Annotated in this window: 24 protein-coding genes, 1 pseudogene and 1 other annotated feature; of the genes and pseudogenes, 7 read left to right on the top strand and 18 right to left on the bottom strand. The window is 37.9% G+C overall.

Translation table 11 applies throughout. The features are described 5' to 3' along the window. The first annotated feature begins 241 nt into the window (after positions 1–241). Positions 242–1,729, top strand: a complete 1,488-nt coding sequence (locus V2145_RS06085) for a UDP-N-acetylmuramoyl-L-alanyl-D-glutamate--2,6-diaminopimelate ligase (RefSeq protein ID WP_330987416.1) — start codon at positions 242–244, stop codon at positions 1,727–1,729. A 33-nt stretch (positions 1,730–1,762) separates the two neighbouring features. Here the strand turns inward: V2145_RS06085 and V2145_RS06080 are convergent, their stop codons facing one another. Next, positions 1,763–3,088, bottom strand: coding sequence for a D-serine ammonia-lyase (locus tag V2145_RS06080; protein ID WP_131887983.1), 1,326 nt, complete (start codon positions 3,086–3,088; stop codon positions 1,763–1,765). Between the two features lie 153 nt (positions 3,089–3,241). Between V2145_RS06080 and mgrA the strand changes: the two genes are divergently transcribed. Beyond that, positions 3,242–4,234, top strand: a complete 993-nt coding sequence (gene mgrA / locus V2145_RS06075; protein WP_131887984.1) for an L-glyceraldehyde 3-phosphate reductase — start codon at positions 3,242–3,244, stop codon at positions 4,232–4,234. A 48-nt stretch (positions 4,235–4,282) separates the two neighbouring features. Here mgrA and V2145_RS06070 read toward each other — a convergent pair whose 3' ends face one another. The 3 genes from V2145_RS06070 to V2145_RS06060 form a co-directional block, all read right to left on the bottom strand. Further along, positions 4,283–4,429, bottom strand: coding sequence for a hypothetical protein (locus tag V2145_RS06070; RefSeq protein WP_025909900.1), 147 nt, complete (start codon positions 4,427–4,429; stop codon positions 4,283–4,285). A 66-nt stretch (positions 4,430–4,495) separates the two neighbouring features. After that, on the bottom strand, positions 4,496–7,255 hold the full coding sequence (gene ppc / locus V2145_RS06065) for a phosphoenolpyruvate carboxylase (protein WP_131887985.1): 2,760 nt from the start codon (positions 7,253–7,255) through the stop codon (positions 4,496–4,498). Between the two features lie 166 nt (positions 7,256–7,421). Beyond that, positions 7,422–7,862, bottom strand: a complete 441-nt coding sequence (locus V2145_RS06060) for a DUF5392 family protein (RefSeq protein WP_094912199.1) — start codon at positions 7,860–7,862, stop codon at positions 7,422–7,424. Between the two features lie 307 nt (positions 7,863–8,169). Here V2145_RS06060 and V2145_RS06055 point away from each other — a divergent pair, with 307 nt between their 5' ends. Beyond that, positions 8,170–8,451, top strand: coding sequence for a 3-isopropylmalate dehydratase (locus V2145_RS06055; RefSeq protein WP_210610512.1), 282 nt, complete (start codon positions 8,170–8,172; stop codon positions 8,449–8,451). 60 nt (positions 8,452–8,511) lie between these two features. On the opposite strand, the gene V2145_RS06050 is transcribed toward V2145_RS06055, so the two are convergent. Both V2145_RS06050 and V2145_RS06045 read right to left on the bottom strand, forming a co-directional pair. Continuing rightward, entirely contained in the window at positions 8,512–9,594 is a 1,083-nt protein-coding gene (locus tag V2145_RS06050) for an iron-containing alcohol dehydrogenase family protein (protein WP_311857443.1), read from the bottom strand. A gap of 119 nt (positions 9,595–9,713) precedes the next feature. Further along, on the bottom strand, positions 9,714–10,559 hold the full coding sequence (locus tag V2145_RS06045) for an SDR family oxidoreductase (protein WP_311857441.1): 846 nt from the start codon (positions 10,557–10,559) through the stop codon (positions 9,714–9,716). A gap of 351 nt (positions 10,560–10,910) precedes the next feature. Here V2145_RS06045 and V2145_RS06040 point away from each other — a divergent pair, with 351 nt between their 5' ends. Further along, positions 10,911–11,987 carry a cyanophycinase gene (locus tag V2145_RS06040; protein WP_094912195.1) on the top strand — a complete coding sequence of 359 codons (1,077 nt, stop codon included), beginning with the start codon at positions 10,911–10,913 and terminating at the stop codon, positions 11,985–11,987. A 55-nt stretch (positions 11,988–12,042) separates the two neighbouring features. Here the strand turns inward: V2145_RS06040 and V2145_RS06035 are convergent, their stop codons facing one another. Continuing rightward, complete coding sequence (locus V2145_RS06035; protein WP_330987414.1) at positions 12,043–12,306, bottom strand: excalibur calcium-binding domain-containing protein; 264 nt, start codon at positions 12,304–12,306, stop codon at positions 12,043–12,045. A 150-nt stretch (positions 12,307–12,456) separates the two neighbouring features. Between V2145_RS06035 and V2145_RS06030 the strand changes: the two genes are divergently transcribed. Together V2145_RS06030 and V2145_RS06025 are read left to right on the top strand one after the other, a co-directional pair. Continuing rightward, positions 12,457–12,927 (top strand): hypothetical protein, encoded by a 471-nt coding sequence (locus tag V2145_RS06030; protein WP_094912193.1) that lies wholly within the window; start codon positions 12,457–12,459, stop codon positions 12,925–12,927. Positions 12,928–12,929: 2 nt separating this feature from the next. Beyond that, complete coding sequence (locus V2145_RS06025; protein WP_330987413.1) at positions 12,930–13,424, top strand: hypothetical protein; 495 nt, start codon at positions 12,930–12,932, stop codon at positions 13,422–13,424. A gap of 147 nt (positions 13,425–13,571) precedes the next feature. Here V2145_RS06025 and V2145_RS06020 read toward each other — a convergent pair. Beyond that, positions 13,572–13,771, bottom strand: a pseudogene (locus V2145_RS06020) (aldo/keto reductase); the annotation flags it as partial. Between the two features lie 292 nt (positions 13,772–14,063). On the opposite strand from V2145_RS06020, the gene V2145_RS06015 reads away from it, so the two are divergent. Further along, a complete protein-coding gene (locus tag V2145_RS06015) occupies positions 14,064–15,359 on the top strand; it encodes an aldehyde dehydrogenase (RefSeq protein WP_330987412.1) in 1,296 nt (431 codons plus the stop codon). A gap of 67 nt (positions 15,360–15,426) precedes the next feature. On the opposite strand, the gene V2145_RS06010 is transcribed toward V2145_RS06015, so the two are convergent. The 10 genes from V2145_RS06010 to V2145_RS05965 all read right to left on the bottom strand — a co-directional run bounded on the left by V2145_RS06010 (position 15,427) and on the right by V2145_RS05965 (position 24,733). Next, the gene (locus V2145_RS06010) at positions 15,427–16,104 is read right to left on the bottom strand and encodes a DUF1796 family putative cysteine peptidase (protein WP_131887989.1); all 678 of its coding nucleotides are present in this window, start codon (positions 16,102–16,104) and stop codon (positions 15,427–15,429) included. A 499-nt stretch (positions 16,105–16,603) separates the two neighbouring features. Next, complete coding sequence (locus V2145_RS06005; protein WP_094912190.1) at positions 16,604–17,209, bottom strand: hypothetical protein; 606 nt, start codon at positions 17,207–17,209, stop codon at positions 16,604–16,606. 128 nt (positions 17,210–17,337) lie between these two features. Next, positions 17,338–18,339, bottom strand: a complete 1,002-nt coding sequence (locus V2145_RS06000) for a DUF3231 family protein (RefSeq protein WP_094912189.1) — start codon at positions 18,337–18,339, stop codon at positions 17,338–17,340. 220 nt (positions 18,340–18,559) lie between these two features. After that, a complete protein-coding gene (gene tyrS, locus V2145_RS05995) occupies positions 18,560–19,804 on the bottom strand; it encodes a tyrosine--tRNA ligase (RefSeq protein ID WP_094912187.1) in 1,245 nt (414 codons plus the stop codon). A 39-nt stretch (positions 19,805–19,843) separates the two neighbouring features. Beyond that, positions 19,844–20,059: a binding site (T-box leader), on the bottom strand. Next, positions 20,054–20,566, bottom strand: coding sequence for a MarR family transcriptional regulator (locus V2145_RS05990; protein WP_131887990.1), 513 nt, complete (start codon positions 20,564–20,566; stop codon positions 20,054–20,056). (Overlaps the previous feature by 6 nt.) A gap of 134 nt (positions 20,567–20,700) precedes the next feature. Beyond that, positions 20,701–21,564: a LysR family transcriptional regulator gene (locus V2145_RS05985; protein WP_094912186.1), complete on the bottom strand. Its 864-nt coding sequence runs from the start codon at positions 21,562–21,564 to the stop codon at positions 20,701–20,703. A 30-nt stretch (positions 21,565–21,594) separates the two neighbouring features. Continuing rightward, entirely contained in the window at positions 21,595–22,200 is a 606-nt protein-coding gene (locus tag V2145_RS05980; RefSeq protein ID WP_311857424.1) for a substrate-binding domain-containing protein, read from the bottom strand. A 65-nt stretch (positions 22,201–22,265) separates the two neighbouring features. Continuing rightward, positions 22,266–22,553: a putative quinol monooxygenase gene (locus V2145_RS05975; protein ID WP_094912184.1), complete on the bottom strand. Its 288-nt coding sequence runs from the start codon at positions 22,551–22,553 to the stop codon at positions 22,266–22,268. A gap of 16 nt (positions 22,554–22,569) precedes the next feature. After that, positions 22,570–23,736, bottom strand: a complete 1,167-nt coding sequence (locus V2145_RS05970; protein WP_094912183.1) for an iron-containing alcohol dehydrogenase — start codon at positions 23,734–23,736, stop codon at positions 22,570–22,572. Positions 23,737–23,749: 13 nt separating this feature from the next. Beyond that, positions 23,750–24,733 (bottom strand): zinc-binding dehydrogenase, encoded by a 984-nt coding sequence (locus tag V2145_RS05965; RefSeq protein WP_330987411.1) that lies wholly within the window; start codon positions 24,731–24,733, stop codon positions 23,750–23,752. Positions 24,734–24,791: the final 58 nt, after the last annotated feature.

Below are 24,791 nucleotides of genomic sequence, written 5' to 3'. Positions count from 1 at the left end.
AACCCTCTTTATGAATACCCGGTTACTAAGGATTAAGAAGGGATTTTTTCCATATTACCCCTTGTTTATCATGCTTATCTTTAGGGAAAAGAGTCAGAACTTGAAATCTTGTTTAGATATTTTGTATGGTTCATATATGTTCTTGCGAATAGTTCATTTCAAACTGACAAATAGTAAGAACAATATAAACGGTAATTTCTGCAAGTTGACTTGTAAAATAAACTAAATGGTGAGGAAAATCATGATACTAAACTTTGAACAGTTACCTGACATTCAAATTAAGCAATTAGTCGGCCCAGCTTCTCAGCGCGTCTTACATCTCTCTTATCACTCGAAATATGTCAAAAACTCGTCATTATTTTTTAGCATGAAAGGTGAAAACGCGGACGGATATCAATTTATAGAAGAAGCTATTCAAAAAGGCGCTGTAGGAGTCTTTGGGTCCGTTCATCATTGTTTTCAACAACTTCATGATAAATATCCGCACTGTACGTTTATCGTTGTCGATGATGTTCGAAAAACAATGGCAAGACTCGCTAAATACTACTTCCAACGAGCGGATGAAAAGCTCAAAACAATTGGTGTAACGGGTACAAATGGGAAAACAACAGTAGCTGCTTACGTACGTTCATTATTAACGCTGCTCGGATTACCAACGGGTTCAATCGGCACCACGGGGATTTGGTCTTCGCATAAAAAATTAACCTATCAAAAAAGTACTCCTACGACGCCTGAATCAACTGATTTACACCAAATTTTTCATGACTTAGAGACGTTCGGAGATCAGGCAGCTGTCATGGAAGTTTCATCCATCGCCATTGATCAACAGCGCGTTGAAGGAATTTTATTTGATGTGGCCATTCATACAAATTTTTCAGAAGAACATCTGGAATATCATAAAACAATGGAGCACTATAAAAACTGTAAAATGAAGCTATTTGAACAAGCTAAAACAGCCGTTATAAATGTTGATGATGATTTAATGGGTCAAGATTTGCTTCAATCATTTAAAAACCCAATGATTACTTATAGCCTCAACAGAAACTCTAACGCAACGCTGCGCGCTGATTCCATCACCGTAGAAGAAAAAGGGTCAACGTTTGAGCTTCATTATAATGACAACGTCTATCCAGTAACTGCACCTGTATTTGGGGAATATAATATTGCTAATGTATTGTCAGCTATCGGTACAGCGCTACTGCTTGATTATCACATTGAAGATATTCTTAACGTTCTACCACAGCTTGCTAGCCCTGAAGGACGCTTTCAAGTAATTAAAGGGCCACAAAATCAAAAGATTATCCTTGACTATGCTCATACACCTGTAGCTTTAACTCGTCTTTTACAAGAGGTAAAGAAATTAAAACATAATCGTTTAATTGTGATGATTGCTGGAATTGGCATCCGAGACTTTAACAAAATGCCCAAAATGGCAAGCATTATTGAGGGACAAGCCGATGAAGTGGTTGTTACTGTTGATCATCCTGGCTTTCATAACCCTAATGATATCATTGACCAAGTATTTACAGGATTTGCTCATCCCAATGCTTCGAACCTTCACCGAGCTCCAACAAGAAAAGAAGGAGTCTTAAAATCCTTAGAGCTTGGAGGACCAGATGATATTATTTTATTAACAAGCGGCTGTATCAACGGTTCACAAATTGTAAAAGGAGAATATATTCCTCATTCCGATGAAGATATTATTGAATCTTATTATGTAGCATTATAAGAACTCCCCTCATGTGCATGAGGGGAGTTCTTATCATCTCCTTAAAGCTTGTTTTCCTTTTTCATAGTATTCTTTTTTTATTTCTAGTGGCACCATGCTTCCGCCCGTTGCCCATACAATATGAGTCGCATGTTCAAGTGTTTCTGGAGACAGCTGTCTGTTTGTCACTATCGGTCCTATCATACCAGCTAGTGCCGATGGCTCTAATTCAATTCCTTCGCTATCAGCTAAATCTGCTAGCAGTCGATGCATTTCATCATCACTGATTGTGTAGCTTCCCTCTAGAACAGGACCAATTACTTTACCAACAAATCCAGATGGTCGCCCTACAGCTAGTCCATCTGCTTCTGTTAAATTATCAAGCCCAATATCTTGCACAGAGATTCTATCATGCAAATTTGTTGCTAAACCTAACAGCATACAAGGTGAGTGAGTTGGCTCAGCAAAAAAACAGCGAACATCATCGCCATACATAAGCTTTAAGCCAAAAGCCACTCCCCCTGGACCACCTCCCACCCCACACGGTAAATAAACGAATAAAGGATGCTTTTTGTCTACTTTCACTTTCATGTCAGCGAGCTGTTTTTTCAAACGAATGGCGCTTACAGCATAACCTAAAAATAAGTGCTTTGAATTTTCATCATCTACAAAATAGCACATCGGATCACGTAATGACTGTTTACGCCCTTCTTCTACAGCTTTACTGTAGTCATCTGTGTACTCGATAACCGTTACCCCTTTGCTTCTTAACAAATCTTTTTTCCATTGCTTTGCATCAGCAGACATGTGAACAGTTACTTGAAAGCCAAGCTTAGCACTAATTATTCCAATACTTAATCCCAAATTGCCAGTCGACCCTACCGCAATTGTATACTGCTGAAAAAACAAACGGAATTTTTCACTATCAAATTTTTGGTAATTATCCTTAAATGAAAGCATGTTATGTTTAATAGCTAAGTCTTCAGCATACTTTAAAATTTCATAAATACCACCTCGTGCTTTAATCGAACCTGAAATAGGCAAATCATGATCACACTTAAGCAAAAGCTCCCCTTCGATTTGTTGATTAAAACGGCTTTCCAAACGTGCTTTCATAGTAGGAATACCAGTTAAAGGTGACTCAATTATTCCTTTTGTCTCTTTCGTCTCAGGAAAGACTTTCTGTAGATAAGGTGCAAACCGTTCAAGCCTTGCTTCTGCATCCTTAACGTCCTGCTCAGTGAGGAATATGTTTTGTTTATGTAGTTGAAAAGACTGCTTATCTGGATTCATCCAGCAGGTTTCGGTAAGTTGAATAAGTTCTTTTATAATAGGGAATGTTTCTGTTAACCTTACTACGTCCTGTTTGACTATTTCCATCCTTATTTCCCCCTCTTGTTTCTATCCTTTATTATCATTTTATCACGAACTATTCTGTTATTAAGGCTAATCCAAAAGATAAATTAAGTGACTTTTTTTGATTTCCCTATTATCATTAAAGCGATTTCACTAAACAAAAGGGGTAGATGTGTGATGACTTACAGCGCAAATGAACAGCGGTATAAAGAAATGATTTATAACAGGTGTGGAAACTCTGGCTTACTGCTTCCCGCACTTTCACTGGGACTTTGGCATAACTTCGGAGGGGTGGATTCGTTTGAAAATGGAAAAGCCATGCTAAGACGTGCTTTTGACTTAGGAATTACTCATTTCGATTTAGCAAACAACTACGGGCCACCACCTGGCTCTGCTGAAGAGATGTTTGGCAAAATGTTAAGAGAAGATTTCGCCTCTTATCGAGATGAGTTAATTATCTCCACAAAAGCTGGCTATCGAATGTGGGAAGGGCCTTACGGAGAATGGGGGTCAAAGAAATACCTTGTTGCTAGTTTAGATCAAAGTTTGAAACGCATGGGTCTTGAATATGTAGATATTTTCTATTCTCATCGTCCCGATCCCAATACACCTCTTGAAGAAACTATGCAAGCACTTGATTTAATCGTAAAACAAGGCAAAGCGCTTTATGTAGGAATTTCAAGCTATAGCGCTGAACAAACAAAAGAAGCCGTACATATTTTAAATGAGCTGGGCACACCTCTCCTTATTCATCAGCCAAGCTACTCGATGTTTAATCGTTGGATAGAGGATGGACTTCAAGATGTGCTAACAGAGCATCAAATTGGATCCATTGCATTTTGCCCCCTTGAGCAAGGGTTACTTACAAATAAATACATACATGGCATTCCAAAAGACTCCAGAGCAGCAAAAGAAACTGGATTTTTAGATGCGGAGCGCGTAACTGCAAAGGTGGTTAACCAAGTGCAAAGACTTCATCAAATTGCACAAGAACGAGATCAAAGCTTGGCTCAAATGGCTCTTTCTTGGGTGTTAAGAGATGGAAATATTACCTCTGCTCTCATAGGAGCAAGTCGCGTAAGTCAAATTGAAGAGAACGTTGCAGCTCTTCATAACCGATTATTTACCCAAGACGAACTTCGTCAGATTGATGCGATTTTAAATAGCTAAAAAACCTTCTACTCTCTATTTGAGAGTAGAAGGTTTTTTATATCGCAGTTAGATTTTCCCATCATATTTGCGACCATCATTATGCTTTTGATTGCGCTCATCTGTCATACGCATTTGCTCAGCTTTCTCCTGAGCATTCACATGATTGGCATCAGTCGGTAAATTTTTCTTTGAACGTCCTTTTGCATTGCTCATGTTATCACCTCCAGCTTTATACCCCGTTAGCTTCTCCACTTTTTTAGGGCATCATACGCTAGAAAATCAGCCTGTATTACGCAAGCCAGCCGCAATTCCATTGATAGTTAACAACACTTCTTGTAGAAGTCTATCAGCCTGCTCTTCATCTGCTTGACGAAGCTTAGAAATAAGCTCGACTTGGAAAAAGCTTAGCGGATCAACGTATGGATTTCGCAAACGAATAGACGATTGAATATTCGGTAGGTGCTCCATTAATTCTTCTTGATTTGTAATTTGAAGAATTGCTTCTTTCGTTTCGGTATACTCTTTCTCAATTGCCCCGAAAATTCGATCAGCAATCGCTTTGTCTTCAACCATTGAAGTATAGTTTTTCGCAGTCATTAGGTCCGCTTTCGTTAAAGCCATCTGCAAGTTATCAATTGTTGAGCGGAAAAATGGCCACTCTTTATACATTTGCTGGAGTAAAGAAAGGCTTCCTTCTTTTTTAATAAGATGTACAAGCCCTGTTCCAGCTGCATACCAAGCAGGTAAAAGTTGGCGGCTTTGCGTCCAAGCAAATACCCATGGAATAGCTCGCAGGTCTTCAAAACGGTCACTGCCTTTTCGGCTCATTGGACGAGACCCAATGTTAAGAGCACCTAACTCTGGTAACGGTGTTGCTTGTTTAAAATATGTTAAAAAGTCTGGATCTTCAAACACAAGATGCTGGTAATGAGCGAGCGCTTCTTTTGATGCAATGTTCATCGCTTCTTCCCACTGAGATGTACGCACGTCTGTTTGTTCAGCTTCAGACGACACTTTGGCAGCTGCTGTTAGCAAAGTTGAAACCGCTTGTTCCAAGCTTCGATGTGCAATGTCGTATAGCGAATAGCGAGAGGATAATACTTCCCCTTGTTCTGTAATTTTCACGCCGTCTCCTAACGTTTCAGCAGGTTGTGATAAAATGCTTCGGTTTAATGGACCACCGCCTCGACCAAGAGATCCACCTCGGCCATGGAAGAACTTAAGGCGCACGTTATAGCGCTTTGCCATATCATGAATTTCCTGCTGAGCTTTGTAGAGCTTCCAGTTTGCCGTTAACGTCCCGCCGTCCTTGCTTCCATCGGAATACCCCAGCATAATCTCTTGTAAATCATTTTGTTCTGCCAAATGTTTTCGATAAAAATCTAGCTGGAACAGTTCCTCCATAATTTTTGGCCCAGCTGTTAAGTCATCAATTGTTTCTAATAAAGGAGCAACGTTTAAATAACTTTCAATTTCTCCGTTGGCATGCAAACGATAAATCCCTGCTTCTTTTGCCAAAACCATCACTTCTAATAAATCGCTAGCTGATTGAGTCATGCTAATTAAGTAAACTTCAATCGAACGCTTTCCAAATTCTTCATGCGCGCGCTTTATCATTTGAAACGCTTCAATTATTTGCTTTGTTTCTGGCGAATAGTCTTCGGTGAACGAAATGAGTGGACGAGGGTCTTGTAAAATTCCGCTTAGCAGCTCCAACTTTTCTTTTTCTGTCAAGGAAGAATAGTCTTCTACAATGCCAACGGAATATAAGATCTCTTTAATCGCAGCTTCATGTTCACCGCTATGATTTCGAATATCAAGCGTTGCTAAATGGAAACCAAATAATTCTACTTGACGAATCAATTGACGAACGCTTTTTAACTCGTACTGCATTGGATGATGTAAACGTAAGCTTTTTTGAATAAGCTTAATATCGCTAAGTAGCTCGTCTGCTTGCTTATATCCACCTTCTTGTCCAACATTTTCTAACTTGTGAAGCATAATCGTTAATTTACAGCGATATACCTCATGAGGCACACGCCATCTTTTCTTTTGAGGCAGAAGCTGCTTTTCTTGTTCAACCGATTGCACCAAGTCATCTAAAATTAAAACTCGCTTTGTTGATTGACTTAGGCGCTCCCTTAAATTCAACAAAGCTGCTCTATACTTTCGAACTGCTACGCTACGATGCTTCGTTAAAGTTTGCCATGTTACCTTTGGTGTTACGTTCGGGTTACCATCTCTGTCTCCACCAATCCAAGATCCAAAACGCAGCACGTTTGGCACTTGCCACTGTTGTTCAGGATAGTAACGTTTTAATGAATCCTCTAGCTCTTGATGAATATGTGGTAATACCTCAAACAACGTTTCATCAAAATAATATAACCCATTTGCTACTTCGTCCATTACGCGCGGCTTACGATCTCGTAGTTCAGCTGTTTGCCATAAAACCATAACTTCGTTAAAAAGCTGCTCTTCTAGCTCTTCTCTTTCACGCTTTGTTACTGATTTTTGTTCAAATGCTTGTAAAATATCGGCGATTCGCTTATGAATGTCCAGCACACTTCTTCTCGTTGCTTCTGTTGGATGTGCTGTGATAATTAACTCTAAAGACAGCGTTTGGAGAAGTTTTGTGATAACATCTGCTGTTACGCCGCTATCTTTCAAATCACTGACTGCTTTTTCAAGTGAGCCAGGCTGTACATTTGCTTCTTCTTGCTGCTGATACTCACGTTTACGGCGAATGCGATGGTTTTGTTCCGCAATATTAACTAGATGAAAATAAACAGAAAACGCACGAATAACCTGCTGTCTCATTGGGTCCTCAATGCTTGTTATTTCAGATTTTAACTGTTCGTAGATATCCTGATCATTATGTTCACGAAGCATTTTGGCTACTTCACGTATTTTTTCAACTTTATTAAGTAAATCTTGGCCACCCTCATAAATTAAAACATTCCCTAGTAGTTGTCCGAGAAACTTGACGTCTCGACGCAATGCGACGCTGTTGTCTTGCTCAGTAGTTTGTAAAACCGTCATTTCTTCTTCCACCCCTTGACAAAAAATCTAACGTTTCATTTTTTAGAAAATTGAAACTAGTTATAGTATATCATAAATAAATTCAATTTTCATGTAAAAAAACCTAACATAGTTTTTATTATATAAAAAAACAGGTACTCACGACGTAGTACCTGCCATTACAAAGTTACATATCTGCACGTTTCATTCTATTTTCTTCTTCGCTTAAAAATTGTATAAAGTGAGCCATCATTGCAAGCGGCTGTGCTTTAATTCGCTCAATATATTCTTCTTTACGATAGGAAGAGACGACTTCACTTTTTTGAATGCGCTCAATGGCGTATTCTGCCCCTACCTTCTGCATTTCTTTACGCTTTAATTTGGTCTCTCTCGATAAAGCCATACCGATTGCTCCAATCAAAGCATAGATACCTAACATCGGTAGTGCTTCACGAGTAACGGGCTCAGTAAAGAGCATGAACCCTAAATTGAAGACTGAAACCGCAATAAGCGGCAGTGACCAAAACATATAGCGTGATACTTTCTTTGTAAAAGGTGACAGTTTTTCTTGAAGCTGTTCCACCTCTTTTTGAATATACGCTGACATTTGTAATGATAATAATTTCACAAAATCCCCAACCTTATATTTAAATATGTAAATAGCCGTTACCAATTAGGTAGCGGCATATCCATAACCTAAAAGACCTCTATCTGATTTGTTGGCAAGGTCTTGCTAACAACAAAATTGTTGCCAACAAAGCCGAGAGCATATGCTCTGTACTGACGACCTTGTTGTAAAAGCTACTCCCCTTAGAGCAACATCCTATAATGACTATCATTTTAGAAAATGTAAGTTTCCTTGTCAAATGTTTCGCTTTTTTACACTGCCATGCTATCATAGCCATACAAAAGAACTTTAGGAAGGAGTTTATGACATGCCAATTTCAAGTATTATGTATTCATATGTTGTCAGAAAAGTCGATCGTTTTCAGCAACATTATATAAAAAAGGAATACGAACTCCAGCTTTTCACTAATCAAGTAAAGTGTAATGCGCGGTCGTTCACACTTGAACAGGTTTTAGACATTTCATATAAACCTTTCTCTTCAGAAAAAGGTTTATTGTATTTACATACCCACCAAGGTGTTTTTAAATATGAAATTCAAGCAGACCCTTCAGCTTTTATTAATGAATATAAGCGCTTAAAGACAACATAAGGCATGAAAAAATGATTCTCTGAAACGAGTCATTTTCTCATGCCTTTTATTTACTTTCTTCTATAGATTAGCGGTTGATGTAAATATTTCTACACGATCCATAGCATCCATTACCTCTTCTTTTGTAAACTTCCCAATAAAACGAAGAGCCTCTTCTTCCTTGATTGCATGAGCTGCTACTAGCTGTTTTGCTTCTTCTTTTTCTGTAACCCCTAAATCTGAGAGAGTCCGCGGAAATTCTAACGCTTCGTAAAATGGCATAAGTTTTTTAACTACTTCTCGTTGATTTTCTAACATGAGCTGAACCAAAATACCATACGTTACTTTTTGACCATGAAGAACATGATGAGCTTCTTTAACAAAGCTAAGTCCGTTATGAACTGCGTGTGCACCTGATACCCGACCATACTGAACCGCGAATCCTCCAACGGTTCCGGCAATCATAATAATAGATTCTACTACTCGTGTAAATGCTGGAGTAACCTTCTGTTCTTGTAAACTTTTAATAGCAGCTTCGCTATCTGCCATCAATATATCTCTGATGTATTGCGCTTGATTAAGCCCGGAGTATACCATTGCTGAAAGCTCGTGGGCGTTTTTTGTATTTCGAATAATCGCATCTGCTTCGTACCATTTTGCTAGAGTATCTCCAATGCCGCTTTTAACATAGTTAACAGGAGATGAAAGAAGAAGCTTCGGGTCTACAACTGTTAAAAAGCTCGCTCTCTTATGGTAATCAACCCGAACATACTGCCCGTTTTCATCATACATCACGCTAAGAGGCGTTGTTGCTGCACATGTTCCAGGAACCGTTGGCACAAGAATAACTTCAACGTCTAAATAATCCGCTAACGATTTTGCACTATCTAATACAATACCTCCACCAATACCAATTACTAAATCAACGTTATAAAGTTCTTTTGCATAGATATGAATATCTTCATCATAACAATATCCTTTATGCTGAATAACCGGGATGTGTTCAGGCAACGCGCTGTATTGATTAAAAGCATCAAATGATTTGAATCCTGTAAAAACTACTGGCTTAGAAAAGCTGGCTATGTATTGGTCCATTTTCTTCGCAGCACCTATTTCACAAATATAGTGATTAGGACCACTTCTTACAATATTGGGTTCACTCATGTTGTCCTCCTTAACCGTTTCATAATTTTAAATTTTTCGTTAATTAACTCAGTATACGATAGAAGAATTTAGCATGCAAACCCTAAAAACCTTCACTTATGTAAAAGGCTTTCAAGGTCTTATTTCAACAACTTTTTAATGATGATTCTCTCCCAAACGCTCCACGGAAGCATACGTTTTAACCATACAGATACCTTAACCCCTTTACCAACAGGGTATCTAAGTTTTTTTAGCTGACGTTGGTTGCATAAAGAAAGAAGTAAAGAAACAACTTGATCAGGGTCACCGAGCTTTTTCTCACCAGCCTGTAGCTCATTCTCAATTGCACGCATATAAGCACGGTAAGCAGATCCTTCATTCAATGAATGCTTTGATACCTTCTTGCCTGTTGTCCAAATATTCGTCGCATAAGAACCTGGTTCAATTAAAGCAACATCAACTCCAAACGGCTTTAGCTCAAGCCGTAAACTTTCACTATAACCTTCGAGTGCATGTTTAGATGATACATACGGTGATAGTCCTGGAAACCCAATTAACCCACTGATGCTGCTAATATTAATAATTTTGCCCTTGCGCTTTTCTCTCATAAATGGGAGCACTGCCTGAGTTACCCTCATGACACCGAATACGTTCGTTTCAAACTGCTCTTTATATTCATCTATATGAATTTCCTCGCTAAAGCCACCAAACGCAAATCCTGCGTTATTAATTAATATATCAATGCCGTTTGTGTTATGTAATAGCGTAGTTAATTCGTCAATTGAACGTTGAGACGTAACATCTAGTTCAACAAATACTACTCTTTCTTTTAACTTATCCTTTTCTAACATCCTTAACAGAGCACTTTTCTTTTCTAAATTACGCATTGAAGCAATGACTTTATATCCAGCTTTAGCTAGCTGATATGCGCTAAGTAAACCAAATCCACTTGAGGTTCCTGTAATTAATACCGTTTGTGTCTTCATCCCTATCCCTCCGTTTATCCACAGCTTGATATAGACTATATTACAGTACCAAATAAAAGATAAAAATATATTTTAAAATAAACCTAAACCATTCCAAACCTTCCTACAACATATAGGGTAAGTCGAATAAACTGACTCCCCTTCAAAAAACCATATGCTTTCTTGAACTCTGGAAATTGACTCCCAGTATCACATGCTCTCTGTCTTAGTGGTTGTTTAGCACAAATTTATTTAACCATATACACCCAATATAAATTAATTATGTATAGAAAACCTACTTGTACCTATCTTTTTAATCTTGGCACACATTTTGCAATACCTTTATGTAATTCGATTAAAGGAGGTAAACAAATGAAGAACACAAAAAAACGAAACCACTTTGGTAAACGTATGATCACATGCATCGCTTTAACGGGGGGACTACTTCTATCCACGTTACCAACCTCAGCAGCTGCAGCTAACTATACGCTCTATACAACGGGCAGTTCAGTTGATAAAACAACAACCACGACTTTTGGGCAAGTGTACATGGGAGGCAGTACCGATGTAGACGAAGCGTTTAAATGGATGATTAATAAAGCGAATGGTGGCGACTTTTTAATTCTTCGTGCAACGGGTTCAGACGGATATAATCAATATGTTTATGATTTAGCTAACTCAATAGGAAAGCCATTAAACTCTGTTAGTACAATCGTTGTAACTGACCTAGCCAGAGCAGGTTCAGACTCCTCACTAATAAGTCGCATTAATAAAGCAGAAGGAATCTTCTTTGCAGGAGGTAATCAAGCTGATTACGTTGATTTTTTAGAAGGAACACCCGCTCTTACTGCACTTAATAACCGTATTGCACAAGGAATTCCTTTTGGAGGCACAAGTGCCGGCACTATGATTCAAGGAGATCATATTTATGATTCGATATCAGCAGGTTCAACAACGCTTGATTCTGCAACAGCACTAAGAAATCCGTATAGCTCACTTATTTCTTTTACAGATTATCTCATTCAAACTCCGCATAATAATCATGTACAAACCGACACTCATTTTGAACAAAGAGACCGAATGGGGCGTTTTTTAACATTCTTAGCTCGTAATATTAAAGACGGTGAAGAAACTGGAACAAGCGCCAAAGGTATTGCTGTAAATGAACAGTCTGCTCTTTTAGTTGAGAAGGACGGGACAGCAAAGGTTGTTACGCAGCCTGGCGCTGTGAACGCTGCAGTTTATATGGCAAAAACAAACCAAGCCCCAACTACTTGTGTAAGTGGGGTACCCCTAACGTTCAACAACGTTTCTATTTATAAGCTGTTTAACGGTAACACATTTAATCTTTCAACATGGTCAGGTTCTGGCGGACTGTCTTACACGCTGAACGTCAACAATGGCACTATCACTTCTTCTACAGGCAATATTTATGGTGGAAATCGTTAAGTCGTCGTTCATAAAATAGCCCTCTTCTAACAAGAAGAGGGCTATTTACATTTGATTATTTTTCACAAGCAATAAGATCTTTGTCCCTATCTAACTTTGAATTCACATCATATAACGCTTTTGATACATAGGGCTTATGATATGTTTTTCCACCTTTATTTTTAATGTTTTCTGCGCGAGCTGCGCCTCCCTTATATGCTTTGTTTAACTCCGCACAGTTTTTATATGATTTTGGAGCGGCATCTGCAGTTAAAGGAATCATCGATGAAGCACCTACAACTAAACCAAAAGACATCACAAAAGGTAATATCCTCTTCATAATCAGTTCTTCACTCTCATTACTTTTATCATATTTTGTTCATCAATTTCCATCAATCTTTTTTGAAGTTCTCTCTAAAATACTCTTACCATTTTGGTCTTCGTATAGTTCTGCTTTCTAAAACAAATAACTATATAAAGGAGGTTTACCATGGTCTTATCTATTTTTGTTTTTATTTCATTCCTTACGATATCCCTTTTTTATATGCAGCATAAAGTATTGTCTGTTGTTGAAAATACGTTTTTGTTTTTAATCGTACTAATTATTAATATTAATGCTGCTTGGATTATTAACGAAGAGCTCAACTTGATTAATACACCAACAACCCCTATTCCCTATACAGCCTTTATCTTAGATCGAAGTCTTATCTTTCCAATGCTATTTGTTATTCAATTTAACCTTCTCTATCGCTATTCTGGGATCAAACGTTGGTTTGGCATTACACTCTTATTTTTAGCAGGGTTTGTTTGCTTAAGATTTCTGGCTGTTCGGTTGGAGGTTTACACTTATGAACAGTGGAACTTTTTGTATGATGCTGGATATACGCTCATACTACAGTTTATTTTATTTTACGTATTTAACATGTATCGCAAAATTACCTTACGAAAGGTGATGTTATAAATATGTGGTTTGGTGAATGGAGTAAGAACGAAGTCATCTTATTATGTATGATTGGATTTGCTATCGTTATTGCATTGCTGTTACCTAGAAAGTTGACGAAAGAAATTACCATTTTAAGCTGGCTTTGGGGACTTGCTAGCGGCCTTGTATTTGATTTTACAATCGGTGGTGGAATTATTGATTTTTACACGGTAAATGACTCTCCACACTATGAATTGTTTGATGGTCTCTATTATGTATTGTTTGCGCCTTTTGGCTACTTTTTCATTTATTTCTATGAGACGTTTCATATTTCAAAATATACGTTTATTTACTACATTCTTATTTGGACATTAATTGGTATCGGAATGAATTGGATTTTTATTAAGTCGGATATCATTGCGTTCCAAAACGGATTTTCACTTACATACTCATTTTCTGTCTTTTTGCTTACGCAAACTATTACCGCTTTAGCATATGAACAGTTAAAGAAAGCACAACAGCATACGGCTACCTAGTGGTAGAGCAGCCTACTCATTGTTAAAATATGCTCGCTAAAAAACTCCCCGTTGGTTGAATAAATAAAACTTAAAGGGAGCTTTTTTATGCCGCTATCACGAATTTATTAACTTGCGAAAGAACTGATCAACTTCTTCTATTCCAACCTTTGTAGCTATAATTATCTCAGAACGGTCCCTTTTTTCGCTTAGCACTTCACCGATGAGCTCTTCTGAACGTTCTGATATGCTGTATCTAAAAAGTTCATTACTTGGTTTAATACTGTGCGAACCAACTCTTTACCTGCTTCTTCATTCAAGTTCAGATATAAATTATGCCCTCCTACAGTGTTTGCACCAAAGCCAATTGAATTAACATATCAATCAGATTTCCCTAAACGATTTTGTTGAATTATTTTATCCATCTCCTTTTTTTCATTTTGTTTCCCCATCCATTCCTAAGCACAATTCTTGCTATTGCTATATAGGTATACTATATTAGTTTCCGTCGACTTATTACATTGCACAAAATTAAATAGAATACCATTTCTATCTTTGACTTAGATGATTAGACTCTAATCAAAACGGGAATGTTAGTTGGGCTACAGATTATCATTTACATTTACAATTAAATAACGATTGTTAAAGGGGACTATTAAAATGACTAGCTACCAAGAACTTGTCAAAAAACAGCGTTCATTCTTTTACAGTGGTAAAACAAAAGACGTTGCATTTCGAATTGAAACACTAACAAAGTTAAAAGAGCTAATTCAAAATCATGAACAAGATATTTTAGATGCGCTAAAAGCAGATTTAAATAAGCCAGAAGCGGAAGCTAAGCGCGCAGAGGTTGGTTTAGTATTAGGAGAGATTGAATTTACACTAAAACATCTCGAAGAATGGGCAGCTACTAAAGAAGTACCAACACCAGCTACTCACGAAGGTGCAAAAAGCTTTATCCAACCCGACCCTTACGGTGTTGCGCTTGTAATCGCACCTTGGAACTACCCTTTCCAATTAGCTGTAACTCCTCTTGCCGGAGCCATTGCTGCTGGTAACTGTGCGGTATTAAAGCCATCTGAATTGACACCAAGAACATCAAGTTTACTTGCTGCACTCATTAACGAAAACTTCCCTGAAGAGTACCTATGCGTAGTAGAAGGAGAAGTAGAAACAAGCACTGCTTTATTAAAGGAAAACTTTAATTATATCTTCTTCACAGGGAGTACGGCTGTAGGTAAAATTGTTGCAAAAGCTGCAGCTGAATACTTAACACCTACTACCCTTGAATTGGGAGGAAAAAGTCCAACCATCGTTCATAGTGATGCAAATATAGAAGAAGCTGCAGTCCGTATTGCACGCGGAAAGTTTGCGAATGCTGGACAAACATGCGTAGCACCAGATTATATCCTTGTACAAAAAAATAGTAAGCAAGCTTTAATTGAAAAGCTAAAAGAAGTAATTATAACTTCATATGGTGAAAACATTTCATCTGATTTAGATTTTTCACATATTGTTAGCGAAAAACATTTCGAGCGTCTAACTAACTATTTAGATAATGGTAAGCTTGTTGCTGGAGGAAATAGCGATCGTTCTAAGCTTTTCATTGAACCAACAATTCTTGATGAGATTTCATTTGACGATTCGGTTATGCAGGACGAGATCTTCGGTCCGATTTTACCTATTATTGAATATGACGAGTTATCAGAAGTTATAGCAGCTGTTCGTAATCGTCCAAATCCGCTAGCTCTTTATGTATTTACACAAGACCAAAGGGTACAGGACTATATTTTAAATAACTTATCGTTTGGCGGTTCTGCTGTAAACGATACAATTAGTCATATGACTTCTCACTACCTACCTTTTGGTGGAGTGGGTGAAAGCGGAATGGGCGCTTATCATGGAAAAGCAAGCTTCGATACATTTTCACACTTTAAAAGCGTGCTAATCCGTTAAATCAATTAAAAAAGCTATTTCGGTTACTTATACCGAGATAGCTTTTTTGTCTTACTGAAAACGTACACTATTGCTTTGCTAATGTAATACCGCTCAGTACGTATCGCCACGTGTCATCATCAAACGGAATATTCGGTACTTTTAGTGCACAAACGTGCTTTAAATCCCAATTTAACTCTTCCACTCCCTGAAACCCATCTTCTGGACACAGTAAAAGAATAGAAAACTTACCTCGTGTCATCGTTTTAACTGTCTCTTGTAATTCAGCGGCTTCTTCATATGACCCAGCCCAGCGAACAAACAAAATGGATGGACTCTTTTTGATTGCGTGTAAAAAGCGACGTATGCGAAACACTAACTTTCTTCTAAATGCTGGATATGTGGCATGCCAATGCTGCTGTTGAACAATAGGGAAATCATGTACGGAAATCACGTTATACAGCGTATCTTTTACAAAATAAGATCTAACTAACTTACTTTCATTAGCATTTTCTTCCTTTTCAGCTTCTTCTTCGTTAAAGAAAAAGTCCGTATCATCTAAAAGCATCATATTTCTTAATTCCATAAACCCTTGAAATCGATTCTTTAATAATCGGTTTACATCTGACAGAAACAGAGTAACTTTCCAATCCAGCGGTCCAGAAAATGTGCGGAGATTATACTCTTTCAGTTTTGAAGCAGGGTTACACGCACTTCCCAAACTTAAAACAACGTGATAAGAACCTTTGAGTTCCTCTAAGTTCAACTTCCTTCACCTTACTTTATTTAGTTTATTATTATCATATGGTGAAGGGCCAAAAAAGCTTGGACAAACGAATATTTTTTGAATTTTTTCCCACAAAGAAGTAGATTTAATTTTTATCCCATGTAAATAAAGACTTCATTTTTAACGATACAGTCCACATAAGAAGCCATGCTCTGAAATCATTCAGTTATCTCTTCCTTGTTATTAATCCAGCTTTTTTATCAAACTTGTTTAAAAGAACGGCTGGTAGAACAGCTCTTCAATAGAAAACTGAGGCTGGAATATCACGAACTAATTCCTTCCCAAAGATAACTCATTATACTTTTTTATAGTAGTTAGTTTGTTGGGACAATCTCGTTTCATTGTGCTAAAGCTACTCCCTTCCCCCCCAGTTTGTTTAATGGTTTTTCGAACCAACAAAAAATATCCAAACCATCAAAAGTAGTTAACTCAAGATAGTTTGGATATATCATTAATTAAAAGGCGCTTTTCTCATTTTTTATTTTTGTTCCTCAATATATTGTACTAATTCAAACAATACGTGATAAATTAACTCGAATGTATCATGTAGAGAAAGGCTTTCATCAAACCCCGTCATTGATTCAATATCAATATTAATGTCCCACATGCCGTCTTTATCATTAAATAGTGCTTGGAAGCTATTTTGTCCTTCTGCTAACTCATTTGTTAAAAATGCTTTAATATGAGAACCTACTTTTTTTGGCTGGCGCAGTCCGAAAAGCACTTTATAGGTACGAAACACATCATCAAGCTCTACAGAAACCCCTTCAACACGAATCACATCAAATGATTGACATTCAATATAAATAAACTCTTTTGGATGGGTTTTCACATATTGAATTGACTCTTTTAAGAATGTACTAGCAGCTTCTTCAGATAATAAATTTTCAGACTCTTTGTCTACTCTCTCCACGTACGCGTCCGCAAATCGAGTGTGATCACTTTTGGAAGAGATTGTGACGCCTTCTGGAATTAATTCATTTTTCATTGCAAAAATCTTCTCCTCTTCATAAAGCTCTACTTCTTGTCCAGAACAACCTTTTAGTTCTTCTTTAATATACTCTTTTACCGTTTCTTTTAACATTGATTTCCCCTACCCTATTACGGTTAGCCACCTAATTATCTAACAACTCATTTTCCTTTTATAATAACTGAAATGAAGGGTAATTTCTACCATGTACAAACGATTGTCTTTCACTTTTTTTACTTTTTTTATTTTGTTAAATCGATTCGATCTTCCATCTGGGGTGGTTCTTCCATCCAACCATTTTTCGCCATGATTTTTCCGCCATCTTGACCATAGGTTAAGATATCTTTCGCCGTATCAATCAAAGATAGTGGAAGATCATTTCGTAAGCTAAATGCAGTTCCTAGTGCATTGCTTCCCAATCCGAAGCTGCAGAAAATACTTGTACAGTACATCATGAGTTTATCTGAAAATGGTGCTATTTGAGAATTTGTCGCTTTACCAGCCCACGTTGATGCAGCTTGAATATCACTAGCGAGAAGTAGCTGCGTATAGTTAGCTACAATTTTCTTTGATAATTCTTTTCCTTTAATAAAGTATTTACGTACTTCAGGCTCATTCGCCACTTGTGCAAAGCCTGTTATCATTTGCATACCTAAAATATTTGTGTCGACTGCATAATGAATATGCGCTACTTCCACCGTATTAAGCGCTCGCTTTTCAGAAAACAGTTTTATGCCATTCATATACCCCGTACCTTTAGCAAACTTTACTTCTTTTGGCATGGATACCACAGGTGGTCTCACTAGAACACCTTTTTTTTGTAAATAATCTACGCATTGGCTATATACACCTTGCGTAAATCCTGTTAGCTCTTGATATAGAGATACGACATCATCACGTTGTGCCATGCTTAAATGAAGTGTATGCAATCCCATGCTCATTTGCTTTAATAAGCGTAAAAACATAATGTCAAATAGATGATCGTAAAGTTTTGGCACCCCTGGATTCACGTCTTGCTCTGTAAATCCAACGGGTACAACCGCTCCTTCTTGTTCGAAAATTTGCTTTATTCTTCCTATATAGTGAACAATTTTATTATGGGTAGATGTTAAAATTTCTTTGGCGCCTTCGTCTTCTGCATGCTCAATAAAATGTTCCAGTAGCCGCTGAGACATTGTTTTTTGTTGATATGTCATCCATAGTGTTGCTAGTTCGCTTGAACTAAGTGGTATATGACTTGTCATGTATGTTGCCCCCTATACTTTATCAGGATAAATAAAAAATTTTCGATTATTTTTTTATGTAAATTCTGAGTAACTCCTGCAAAAGCTCTACTAAATAGCATGGCTTCTAAATTGGACACTTTTCTCTCTATCTTTACTTTTTTGATACTACTACTATTTACATTTTTAATCATAATATGTAGTCCATAAAAAAAGCTCTCTATTATGAGAGCTTTTTCCATTATTTTTTAAGCTGAACAAATTTTCTTTTGCCTACTTGGACAATCAAGTCATTTTCTATTGCTACTTGTAAATTTTCATCTGTCACTTTTTTTTGATTTAGTTTTACTCCACCATTTTTTATCATTCGACGCGCTTCACTTTTAGAGGTTTGAAGTCCTAGTTCAACCAATAGTTCAATAATGGGAAGTTGTTCTGAACCTCTCCAGTTCACCACCGGAATATCATCAGGTAAAGCTCCTTTTTGAAAGACCGTTTTGAAATGATTCTCAGCTTCTTGTGCAGCTTTTTCACCATGGTACATTCGCACAATCGTTTTCCCCAGCTGCATCTTTACATCTCTAGGATGTTTCGTGTTTATTGTTAAACCTCGTTCCATTTCCTCAATCTCTTCTAAAGGGACATCCGTAGCAAGTTTGTAATACTTTATCATGAGCTCATCTGGAATTGACATTGCTTTTCCGTACATATTCCAAGGTTCTTCATCGATACCAATATAGTTCTGTTTAGATTTAGACATCTTCTCTATTCCATCTAACCCTTCTAATAAAGGCATAAGCATGGCCACTTGCTTTTCTTTTCCATACTTCTCTTGAAAGTGACGTCCCATTAAAATATTAAAGTGCTGATCGGTTCCACCAAGCTCAATGTCACATTCTAGTTCTACAGAATCGTATCCCTGCATAAGTGGGTAGAAGAATTCGTGAAGAGAAACTGGCTTTCCTTCTCCTAAACGCTTTTCAAAGTCATCTCGCTCTAATAAGCGTGATACGGTAATTTTCCCTGCCAAATTAATGACATCTTCAAAATTAAGCTTTGATAGCCAAGAGGAATTATAGTGAAGTTCTACTTTGTTCATATCTAGCACTTTTCCAAATTGTTCAAAATACGTTTTCGCATTATGTTTGACTTCCTCATCGGTTAATTGTTTTCTCGCAATAGACTTGCCGGTTGGGTCACCAATTTTACCTGTGAAATCACCAATTAAAAGCTGAATAACATGCCCATTTTCTTGAAATTGACGAAGCTTATTTAATACGACTGTATGCCCTAAGTGAACATCGGGTGCTGAAGGATCTAATCCCAGCTTAATTTTTAGCGGTACACCTGTTACAATTGACTTTGCTACTTTTTGTTTCAGCTCATCGGCAGGGATAATTTCCTGAGTCCCAACACTATATAATTTGTACTGCCTTTCAATCTCTTCTTTTTGATTCTCTGTTGCTTGCGCTAAAAAGTTTTCCATTTTACTTCCTCCTTAAAATAATAAAAACCACGCCCCTAAATAAGGGACGTGGTTCTTACACGCGTTACCACCCTTGTTGAAGAGAGTTCCCTCTCTTCCACTTCATTTTTTAACGGCTCTTCACCGTTCTTTGCTTCTACACAAAGAAAGCTCAAGGAATGTAATTCACTTTTATCTATATACCAGTTCACACCGTCCACTGGCTCTCTGAAAATAGGGAGATAAAAGCTACTAAGATCCTCTCAATGCCTATACGTTATTAATATTTTGAATTATATAGCGAAGCTGCTCAGCTAGCCGTTCTTGCTCACTTACTTCCATTGAATGAACAAGCTTCTTTTCACCTTGATGAAATTTTGGATACAGCTCTTTGATTACTTGTTCACCTTTCTTTGTTAAGCTAATGCTAACACGCCGTCGATCTCTTGGATCAGCACTGCGCTCACATAGGCCTTTGCGCTCTAATGTATTCGTAATAGTACTAATTGTGGCCGTCGTAACGCCTGAAGAAGCAGCTAATTCTTTTGTTTCCATCGGACCCCATACCCACACATCATATAATAATGAAAATGCAGTCCACGATAGCTTATGAGCTGAGAGTACGTCCCGTTCCATTACAATACGTAAAGATTGAGCTGCTCGGTAGAGGTTTGTAGCAACCGCTACTGCGTGTAAATCAACGTCTTTTCCTAGACTTTCAGATAAAACCTTTAAGCGATCTACTTCTTCTATTCGATGTTTATATTTATTTTTCTTATCCATTCGCACCTTACCTTTAATTTTCAGAATCATTAGCTACCTAACGATTAATTTGTATAGGTGTAATTAAACTATAGTTTCATCTAAAAAGCAAGCCCTACTATAAAAATAGCATGAAGCCAACACGGGGCTTCATGCTATTTTTGCAGCTTCAAAAGTGTCTCTTGAAACGCTGGATGGCTTTTATGATCCGATTTATAAGCTGCATAAATTGTATTCGATACGCACATCGTTGAAAACAATACTTTAGAGCGGTTTTGTGCAATTGAATCTTGAATTAAATATGTTGGTAGGATACTTATACCCATACCTTGCTCAATTGCTTCTAATATGGCTCTTAAATCTGGAATAACGTGAGAAGGCTGAATATCCGGACGCTTTTTAAAATGCTCGCGCCAGTATCTTCTAATAATCGGAAGCTCCAAGCCATATGTGAGCCACGTTTGTTTTTTCAACCATACTTCTAGTTCATCCTGTTGTAAGCTTGGCTCTTCAAGCTGAGCGGGAGCAGCAACCACAAACGTTTCCTCTTCAATTTTCACACAATCAATTCCAGCCTGCTGAAGCTTTTGAGTTGTAATAATGAAATCTACTTCGTCTCGCTCAAGCTTTTCTAATAGAATCTGTGCGACTCCAAACTGAACGGTAAAGCGCAGATTCAAATCTTTAATTTTGGGAAGAGATCCTTTTGTAAAATATTCAACAGGTGACCCAATTCGCATAACCGGCGCTAACGAGGAAGACTCATGCCGAAGTTCTAGAGACGCTGTCTCAAGACTTTCAATCAAGGGAACAATTTTGGTATAAAGTTCTTTTCCTTTATCTGTTGGAATCATTTTACGTGGTGCTCGAATAAAAAGAGGTTCTCCTACTTCCGCTTCTAATGCAGACAAATGCTGACTCATCGCAGGCTGTGTCAAAATACGTGCTCTAGCAGCAGCGGATACTGAACGATGTTTATATATGCTAATAAAACTGCGGTACCATTCAAAATCAATCATGTTCTATCCTCCGAGCTTATAAACTTATCTTTAGTATACCAAAAGTGCTACTTTTTCGTCGCAAGCTTGGACAATTGGCTTCACAACCTCTGCATTTCGGTAAGCTAAGTAAATTTGATTTGTAACAGCTAGGTCTAAGAAAAGAACTTGGCACTTTTTTTCAGCAACGGATTGCTCAATCAAATATGTCGGCAAGACACTCATTCCCATACCCGCTTCTATGCCTTTTAGAATTCCTCTTAAGTCAGGAATAACGTGAAAAGGTTCCATTTCTGCTCTTTCATTAAAATGTTGCTTCCAAATTCGTCGAATAATAGGAAGTTCTCTACCATAACTAATCCAGTTCTGTTGCTCCAGCCACGCTTTTCTATTACTTGCCGGAATTGCTTCAAAACTATTCGGTGCTACAATCACGAACTTCTCTTCCTCAATTTTTAAGTAGTTTACACCATCTACTTCATATTTCTTTGTCGCCAACACGGCATCAAGATTACCTTCTACAAGTTCCTCTAGCAGTGGATAGGTAAGACCAAATTGAATATCATAGCGACAGTTCGCCTGACAAAGGTAATTTAACGCTCTTTTAACAAAAAACTCAGATGGAGCCCCCATACGAATTTGATGACAAGATTCCATAGTATACATATCCTTTCTTATACACATAAACAAAGCACCGCTCCTTTCAGAAGCGATGCTTTCATTTAAAATAACCGGAGTTGGTGTACTTCTCTCAACTCAATAATGTCTCGAATAGCTTCTCGGTATTGTTGATAATGAGAGGAGTTAATATGAAGCTGAAAAGCTTTTTCTGAAGCCCAGCGTTCATAGAAAATAACTGTGCCCTTTTCCTCTTTAGACGAGTGAGCAGCATAAAGAATGCAGCCTTCTTCTTGCTTAGAAGGTTGAACAACATGAGCAACAGCTTTTTGCAATTCTTCTTCATAGCCCTTTTTGGCTTTTAACTTTGCATGGATAATAACTGGTTCCATTGAATAAATTCCTTCCTTACAAAGAGCGACGTAAGATATCTTTTACGTCTTCTTTACGAAGGGGAACATAGCTTCCTAATGTTTCACCGCGAACCATTGAACGATCTGCCATTAAATCTAGCTTTTCATCATCGATATTGTAGTCAGCTAACTTAGAAGGTGCTCCAATTGAAGTCCAGAAGGTACGTAAAGCAGCAATGGTTTCACTTGCAACTTGTGAATCTTCTTTTCCTTCACGATTAATATCAAACACTCGTTCTCCAAGCTGTGCTACTTTGGCTGGATTTTGACTAGCAACAAATTCCATCCAGTTAGGGAATAAAATAGCAAGACCTCCGCCGTGGGGAATATCATAGACAGCAGACACTGCGTGCTCAATCATATGCGTAGCCCAATCAGTTTTTACCCCCATTGAAAGCGTGCCGTTTAGCGCAAAAGTTCCGTTAAGGAGCATAACTTCACGGTGCTCATAGCTTTCTAGATTTTTCATAAGTTTCGGAGCGGTTTCAATCATTGTGCGAAGGATTGACTCACCGATACGCTCTTGAAGAGGCGCATTTTGAGAAGCATGAAAATATTGCTCAAATACATGAGACATAATATCCACGATTCCATATACCGTTTGATCTTGAGGTACAGTATACGTAAGCTGTGGATCTAAAATGCTAAACTTCGGATAAGTATGAATTGATCCAAACGAACGCTTTTCATTTGTTTCCCAGTTGGTGATAACTGCTCCACCGTTCATTTCAGAGCCCGTTGCAGCTAATGTTAGAATGGTTCCAATAGGTACAGCAGATGTCGGAACAGCTTTTTTCATGACAATATCCCAAGCACTACCTTCATAATGGGACCCAGCAGCGATCGCTTTTGCACAGTCGATAACACTACCTCCACCAACTGCTAAAATAAGGTCTACTTCATGTTGACGAACAAGCTGAATCCCTTTTTCAACCGTTGTTAGACGTGGGTTCGGCTCCACTCCACCTAATTCAACCACCTGTACATCTGCTTCATTTAAAAGCTCTTGCACTTTATCGTATAAACCGCTGCGCTTAATGCTTCCACCACCATATAGTAGTAAAACACGGTTGCCATAAGCTTTCACTTCTGCTGGTAAAGCCGCTAATTGGTCTTTTCCAAAAATTAATTTTGTGGGATTATGATATTGAAAATTTTCCATTGTTTCTCTCCTTTTATTTGTTCATATCAACGACAATTTTTCCTTTTACATGGCGCTCTGACAGCTCCGCTAGAGCTTGTGGTACTTCACTTAACGAAATCACTCTTTCAACGAGCGGAGATACTTTTTTCTCTTGTACTAACTGTAAAAATTCGTCACCCATTTTTGCCAAGTCACGTTCGGCAATTTCATCATGGTTATGATGAATAGCGTTCAGCGCTACTTCATGGAACGAAATGACTTTCGTAAAAGGCTTCACTTTCGTATAGTCAGGTGCTCCAGCAATATGGGCAATATGTCCATTGTAAGCAATTAAATCTAAAGAAGCAGTTGCGTTATCACGACTTACCGTGTCTAACACGGCATCTACGCCTCGTTCGTTTGTGATTTCCATCACTCGTGCTTTCACGTCTTCTTCTCGGTAATCAATTACATAATCTGCTCCTAGTGATTTTACGTACTCGTGATTATGAGCAGAAGCTGTTGAAATGACGGTTTTCCCTGCTGCTTTTGCTAATTGAATTCCAAAACCACCAACACCACCAGCACCTCCATGAATTAAAATTGTATCAATCGCATTCATTGGAAGTTTGCGAAATAATGCTTGGTAGGCTGTATAACCAGCTGTTGGAAGTGCTGCTGCTTCTACAAAAGTAATAGAATCTGGAATACGAGAAATCGTATGAGCCGTTGTTACACCGTACTCTGCATATCCACCTTTTTTATTGAAATCACCGTGATACACAACACGGTCACCTTTTTTCCATTCCGTAATTCCTTCTCCAACTTCTTCTATCGTACCGGCTACGTCTAACCCTAAAATATGTGGATAAACCCAGCTAGGGTTGCCGTTTGTAGCCGTTTTATAATCAACTGGATTTAAACTTGCTGCTTCTACTTTTACAACAACTTCTCCCTTTTTCGCTACAGGCTTTGCCATTTCTTCAATTTTCATTTCACGCCATGTGTTTGGCTCATGTAATAATAATGCTTTCATTGCTGATCACTCCTATTCAGAGATTCCCCCTATAAAAGCTTGTACTTCTATAGGAGGT

This window comes from Priestia sp. GS2, from assembly GCF_036409025.1.
Lineage (GTDB): Bacteria > Bacillota > Bacilli > Bacillales > Bacillaceae_H > Priestia > Priestia aryabhattai_A.
This window is presented reverse-complemented; position numbering and strand designations above follow the sequence as displayed.

What these genes read in the sequence shown, in the direction of transcription:
- V2145_RS06085 (WP_330987416.1), top strand. Translation starts at nt 242, where the DNA reads ATGATACTAAACTTTGAACAGTTACCTGACATTCAAATTAAGCAATTA.
- V2145_RS06080 (WP_131887983.1), bottom strand. Translation starts at nt 3,088, where the DNA reads ATGGAAATAGTCAAACAGGACGTAGTAAGGTTAACAGAAACATTCCCT.
- mgrA (WP_131887984.1), top strand. Translation starts at nt 3,242, where the DNA reads ATGACTTACAGCGCAAATGAACAGCGGTATAAAGAAATGATTTATAAC.
- V2145_RS06070 (WP_025909900.1), bottom strand. Translation starts at nt 4,429, where the DNA reads ATGAGCAATGCAAAAGGACGTTCAAAGAAAAATTTACCGACTGATGCC.
- ppc (WP_131887985.1), bottom strand. Translation starts at nt 7,255, where the DNA reads ATGACGGTTTTACAAACTACTGAGCAAGACAACAGCGTCGCATTGCGT.
- V2145_RS06055 (WP_210610512.1), top strand. Translation starts at nt 8,170, where the DNA reads ATGCCAATTTCAAGTATTATGTATTCATATGTTGTCAGAAAAGTCGAT.
- V2145_RS06050 (WP_311857443.1), bottom strand. Translation starts at nt 9,594, where the DNA reads ATGAGTGAACCCAATATTGTAAGAAGTGGTCCTAATCACTATATTTGT.
- V2145_RS06045 (WP_311857441.1), bottom strand. Translation starts at nt 10,559, where the DNA reads ATGAAGACACAAACGGTATTAATTACAGGAACCTCAAGTGGATTTGGT.
- V2145_RS06040 (WP_094912195.1), top strand. Translation starts at nt 10,911, where the DNA reads ATGAAGAACACAAAAAAACGAAACCACTTTGGTAAACGTATGATCACA.
- V2145_RS06035 (WP_330987414.1), bottom strand. Translation starts at nt 12,306, where the DNA reads ATGAAGAGGATATTACCTTTTGTGATGTCTTTTGGTTTAGTTGTAGGT.
- V2145_RS06030 (WP_094912193.1), top strand. Translation starts at nt 12,457, where the DNA reads ATGGTCTTATCTATTTTTGTTTTTATTTCATTCCTTACGATATCCCTT.
- V2145_RS06025 (WP_330987413.1), top strand. Translation starts at nt 12,930, where the DNA reads ATGTGGTTTGGTGAATGGAGTAAGAACGAAGTCATCTTATTATGTATG.
- V2145_RS06015 (WP_330987412.1), top strand. Translation starts at nt 14,064, where the DNA reads ATGACTAGCTACCAAGAACTTGTCAAAAAACAGCGTTCATTCTTTTAC.
- V2145_RS06005 (WP_094912190.1), bottom strand. Translation starts at nt 17,209, where the DNA reads ATGTTAAAAGAAACGGTAAAAGAGTATATTAAAGAAGAACTAAAAGGT.
- V2145_RS06000 (WP_094912189.1), bottom strand. Translation starts at nt 18,339, where the DNA reads ATGACAAGTCATATACCACTTAGTTCAAGCGAACTAGCAACACTATGG.
- tyrS (WP_094912187.1), bottom strand. Translation starts at nt 19,804, where the DNA reads ATGGAAAACTTTTTAGCGCAAGCAACAGAGAATCAAAAAGAAGAGATT.
- V2145_RS05990 (WP_131887990.1), bottom strand. Translation starts at nt 20,566, where the DNA reads ATGGATAAGAAAAATAAATATAAACATCGAATAGAAGAAGTAGATCGC.
- V2145_RS05985 (WP_094912186.1), bottom strand. Translation starts at nt 21,564, where the DNA reads ATGATTGATTTTGAATGGTACCGCAGTTTTATTAGCATATATAAACAT.
- V2145_RS05980 (WP_311857424.1), bottom strand. Translation starts at nt 22,200, where the DNA reads ATGGAATCTTGTCATCAAATTCGTATGGGGGCTCCATCTGAGTTTTTT.
- V2145_RS05975 (WP_094912184.1), bottom strand. Translation starts at nt 22,553, where the DNA reads ATGGAACCAGTTATTATCCATGCAAAGTTAAAAGCCAAAAAGGGCTAT.
- V2145_RS05970 (WP_094912183.1), bottom strand. Translation starts at nt 23,736, where the DNA reads ATGGAAAATTTTCAATATCATAATCCCACAAAATTAATTTTTGGAAAA.
- V2145_RS05965 (WP_330987411.1), bottom strand. Translation starts at nt 24,733, where the DNA reads ATGAAAGCATTATTATTACATGAGCCAAACACATGGCGTGAAATGAAA.